We start from the raw sequence: 4,336 nt of genomic DNA, 5'->3' as shown, positions 1-4,336 counted from the left end.
TGCACGGCAGCAAGATCTTCATTTCCTCCGGTGAGCACGACCTCACCGAGAACATCATCCACATCGTGCTCGCGCGCCTGCCGGATGCGCCGCAGGGAACGCGCGGCATCTCGCTGTTCATCGTGCCGAAGATTCTGCCCAACGACGACGGCAGCCTGGGCGAGCGCAACGGCGTGACCTGCCCGAGCATCGAGCACAAGATGGGCATCAACGCCTCGGCCACCTGTGTGCTGAACTTCGACGGCGCCAAGGCCTGGCTGATCGGCGAGCCGCACAAGGGCCTGGAGGCGATGTTCACCTTCATGAATACCGCGCGCATCGGCACCGCGGTGCAGGGCCTGGCGCACGCCGAGCTGTCCTTCCAGGGAGCGCTGCCGTATGCCAAGGAACGCCGCTCCATGCGCGCGCTGTCCGGCAAGAAGGACCCGGACAAGGTGGCGGACACGCTGATGGAACACGCCGATGTGCGCCGCATGCTGTTCAACCAGAAGGCCGTGGCCGAAGGTGGCCGGGCGATGATTTATTTCGCCGCGCAGTACGCCGACCACATGGTCAACGGCATCATGGAGAAGGACGACGCCAAGTACGAGAAGTACGACGACAAGCTCGGCTTCTTCACGCCCATCCTGAAGGGCTTTCTCACCGAGATGGGCCTGGAGGCCGCCAACCACGGCATGCAGGTCTTCGGTGGCCATGGCTACATCCGCGAGCACGGCATGGAGCAGATCGTGCGCGATGCGCGCATCGCCACGCTGTACGAAGGCACCACCGGCATTCAGGCGCTGGACCTGCTCGGCCGCAAGGTGCTGCTGATGACGCGCGGTGGCTGTGTGCGCGAATTCACCGGCCAGATCGCCCGCTTTGCCGCGGAACACCTGCGTAGCAAGCACCTGCGTGGATTCGCCCTCACGCTGGGCCGCTACGCCACGCAGTGGAATGTGCTTACCGTGCGCCTGATGCTGATGGCGCGCAAGGACCGCGATGTGGTCTCCGCCGCCAGCCATCACTTCCTGATGTACAGCGGCTTTGTGATGATGGGCTACTTCTGGGCGCTGCAGGCCGCCGTGGCCCAGCAGAAGCTGGATGACGGCACCGGCGCGCAGACCGAAGACTTCTACCGCGCCAAGCTGGCCACGGCAGAGTTCTACTTCGACCACATGCTGCCGCGCGCCAAGAGCCACGCCGCCTCGATGACCAAGCCGAGTGCGTCGCTGCTGTCGCTGGACAGCGAGCACTTCAGCTTCTGATCAAGTCGGCGTCCGGGCCGGGTGGAGCCGCGCAAGCGCGCGGCTTCCGCCCGCGCTCTCGCGTTTTTTTTTGGGCGCGGCGATGCGCTCCGGGTGGTTCTCCGCTGAGGATCGTGCTGTGATGGAGCGATCTGTGAGATCAGGGAGCAGGGGATGAAGCCGTTCTACGGAGTGATGTGTGTGCTGGGCGTGGTGCTGCCATGGGGCGCCTTCGCGCCGTGGTTGGTACAGCACGGCATCGATCTCGGCCTGCTGTGGCAAACGATGCGGGATTCGCCGGTAGCGGCTTTCGCGTGGCTGGATGTGATCGTCTCGGCGCTCGTACTCATCGCTTTCATCGTGGTCGAAGGCAGACGCCGGCAGATACGGCGTCTGTACCTGCCAGTTCTGGCCACCTGCGGCGTCGGTGTCTCGCTGGGCCTTCCTTTGTTCCTCTGGATGCGCGAATGCCAAAAGCCGCATGGCAATGCCCAGCCTGACGTTGCACGCTGAGGCCCCCTCAGGCGTTCTGGCGCGTGTGGCAAAGGCCTTGTCTTGGTAGCTCGCGTACTCAACGTGCTTCGCTTCCCGCCGCGCGATCCGGCCGAGGCGCACCGTGGCGTGACGCCGCTGGAACTCCTCTTCGATCTGGCTGCGGTGGTCGCCATCGGCGCGGCCGCGCACGGCTTGGCGGATTTCATCGTGGATGGCCGCCCGATGGCCGGGCTCGCGGCTTTCGTGCCCAGCTTCTTCATGGTGTGGTGGTCGTGGATGAACTTCACCTGGTTCGCCTCGGCCTACGACGATGGTTCGAACGCCTTCCGTGCACTGAGCATGACGGTGATGTTCGGCGCGTTGATGCTTGCCGCAGGCGTTGGAGCCGCTTTCGCCGGCAAACCCATCTGGATGGCGTTGCTGGGCTTTGTCGTCATGCGGCTAGGCATGGCGCTGCTCTGGATTGGCGCTTGGCGCGGCGACCCGCAGCGACGCCCCACGGCTCAACGCTATGCGCTGGGCATCACCGCCATGCAGTGGTACTGGATCGGCCTCGTGGCACTGGTGTCGCCGGCCGCTGCCTGGTATCTGCCACTGTTCGCCTTGGGCGCAGCGGGCGAGCTTGCCGTGCCCGCGATAGCGGAGCGCCGAGCGGTCACGCCATGGCATCGCCACCACATCATCGCGCGTTACGGGCGCCTGAACCTGATCGTGCTGGGACAAGCCTTCCTGGCGGTGGTGACCGCTTTCAAGCTGGAACCCGGCTCGATCTTTCCCCAGGCGGAAGGCGTTGGGCTGGCTTTGGTCTTTGCGATGATCGCCTTTTCAATGTGGAGCCTGTATTTCACCAAAGAACCCCATCTGGTCAGCGGCGCACTGCGGCATTCCTTGCTTTGGGGGTACGGCCATATGGTGGTCTTCGCCACGGGCGCGGCGGCCGGCGCCGGCATGCAGGCCGTGCTGCACTCGCAGGGCGATGGCATCAACGGCGCGCACTGGTCGGTGGCTGCGCCGGTCGCCTTGTACTGCGCCACGCTCTGGTGGATTCGCGACCGCTATGCATTGACCGGCCACAGACGATGGAGCCTATTGGTGGCGGCCGTGCTGGTGGTCACGATGGAGGCGATCCCGGGCATGGAGCTGTTCTCGACCGCATGCATACTGGCGGCCGCAGCGCTGGTACGGCGGGTGCCGCCACGGTCAGCACGATAGCGCAGCGCATAGTCTGGAAGACCGTCAGGGCTTTTAGTGCAGGGGCTGGATTCGGCGGATCAGTTGTCCGGGGCGTGCACCCGCGGGCACGGCAATAAGGGGTATCAGGCATGGCGATGGACGACTTTCCGATCTGGCGGCGGCCACGCCATTACATGGACGTGCCGGACGCCCACGACCATGTGCACTGGGTGGAACTGTTCTTCGACCTGATCCACGTGGTGACGATCTTCGTCCTCGGCAACTATCTCTCGCATCACCTGGATTGGTCCGGCTTTCTGGTGTTCACCGGCCTGTACCTGGCGATTTTCTACGCCTGGGCCGACAACTCGGTCTACAACTCGCTGTACATCTCCACCGACATGGCGCACCGCGCCACCATGGCGGTGCAGATCGTGACCATGGTAATCATCGCGGCCGCGATTCCGGATGTCACCGGCAAGGGTTGGGTCTACTTTGCACTGGGCTACGCACTCAACCGCGCGCTGACCGCGCACATGTACTGGCGTGCGCGTGCGGTCAGCGGGGAAGCCTGCCCGATGGCGCGCGAACAGGGGCGCAACTTCTTCCTGCTGGCGGCGCTGTTTGCCATCTCTGCCTTCCTGCCCAAGCCCTTGGCGCTCTGGGTGTTCGGCGCCGGCGTGGTGATGATCCAGCTGCAGTACATGCTGCCGCGCGTGGGCACGCTGCGCTACGCACGCTTCGTACCGCGCCTGGGCCACATCTCCGAACGCTTTGGCCTGCTCATGCTGATCATGCTGGGCGAGGGCTTTTTCAAGCTGGTGGTGACGCTGGCGGACAAGGGGATCTACAAGGTCGAGGCCGGCACGCTGGTCAATGTCGTGATGGGCGGTCTGTCGCTGTTTGCGTTGGCATGGATCTATTTCGACAGCGCCGGCAATGCCAAGCCCAAGAGCCGCGACAACGGCGTGCTGGTGGCCTACTGGCTGGCGCATATCGCGATTCTATGGAGTGCGGTGGTGGTGGGAGTGGCGCTCGCAGGCGAGGTCTACGTGGGCTTCTGGGAGCCGTACCCGACGGGCTATGGCGCATTGGGCACCGTGGGGCTGGCTGTTTTTCTGGCCTCGCTATGGATCTTGCAGCACCTGGTGGCGGACCGGGACCGCACCTGTCACTACCACAGCGGCGGCGTTCTGCTTTTTGGCATCGCGCTGGCGCTGCTGGTGCTGGTCATCCACCCCTTCGTCCCGGCCATTGTGGGCAACGCCCTGTGGGGGCTGGCGCTGTTCTCACAGATTGGCGTGCCGGTCTACCGCGGCCTGCGTGATCTCCGCCGCGGCCCGATTTCAGATGCCGTGCCTTGAAGGCGCGGGCGGTGACCTCCGCAGTGCGCGGGTGGCGGCCCAACCCAGCAAGCCAACGGCGATGAGGGTGAAGGGAAT

4 protein-coding genes are annotated in these 4,336 nt (G+C 64.7%); all 4 read left to right on the top strand.

Going from position 1 to position 4,336, the window contains the following annotated elements:
* Positions 1-1,247 (top strand): acyl-CoA dehydrogenase C-terminal domain-containing protein (locus MRY84_RS04745; RefSeq protein WP_291504596.1); only part of this gene is annotated, 1,247 nt, incomplete at its 5' end.
* A gap of 153 nt (positions 1,248-1,400) precedes the next feature.
* Entirely contained in the window at positions 1,401-1,739 is a 339-nt protein-coding gene (locus MRY84_RS04740) for a DUF2834 domain-containing protein (protein WP_290567803.1), read from the top strand.
* A gap of 42 nt (positions 1,740-1,781) precedes the next feature.
* The gene (locus MRY84_RS04735; protein ID WP_223055822.1) at positions 1,782-2,933 is read left to right on the top strand and encodes a low temperature requirement protein A; all 1,152 of its coding nucleotides are present in this window, start codon (positions 1,782-1,784) and stop codon (positions 2,931-2,933) included.
* Positions 2,934-3,043: 110 nt separating this feature from the next.
* Complete coding sequence (locus MRY84_RS04730) at positions 3,044-4,258, top strand: low temperature requirement protein A (protein WP_291504595.1); 1,215 nt, start codon at positions 3,044-3,046, stop codon at positions 4,256-4,258.
* Positions 4,259-4,336: the final 78 nt, after the last annotated feature.

The sequence above is a fragment of the Acidovorax sp. genome (assembly GCF_022763525.1).
Taxonomy (GTDB): domain Bacteria; phylum Pseudomonadota; class Gammaproteobacteria; order Burkholderiales; family Burkholderiaceae_C; genus Acidovorax.
This window is presented reverse-complemented; position numbering and strand designations above follow the sequence as displayed.

Coding starts and splice junctions, on each gene's coding strand:
- MRY84_RS04730 (WP_291504595.1), top strand. CDS start 3,044: ATGGCGATGGACGACTTTCCGATCTGGCGGCGGCCACGCCATTACATG.
- MRY84_RS04740 (WP_290567803.1), top strand. CDS start 1,401: ATGAAGCCGTTCTACGGAGTGATGTGTGTGCTGGGCGTGGTGCTGCCA.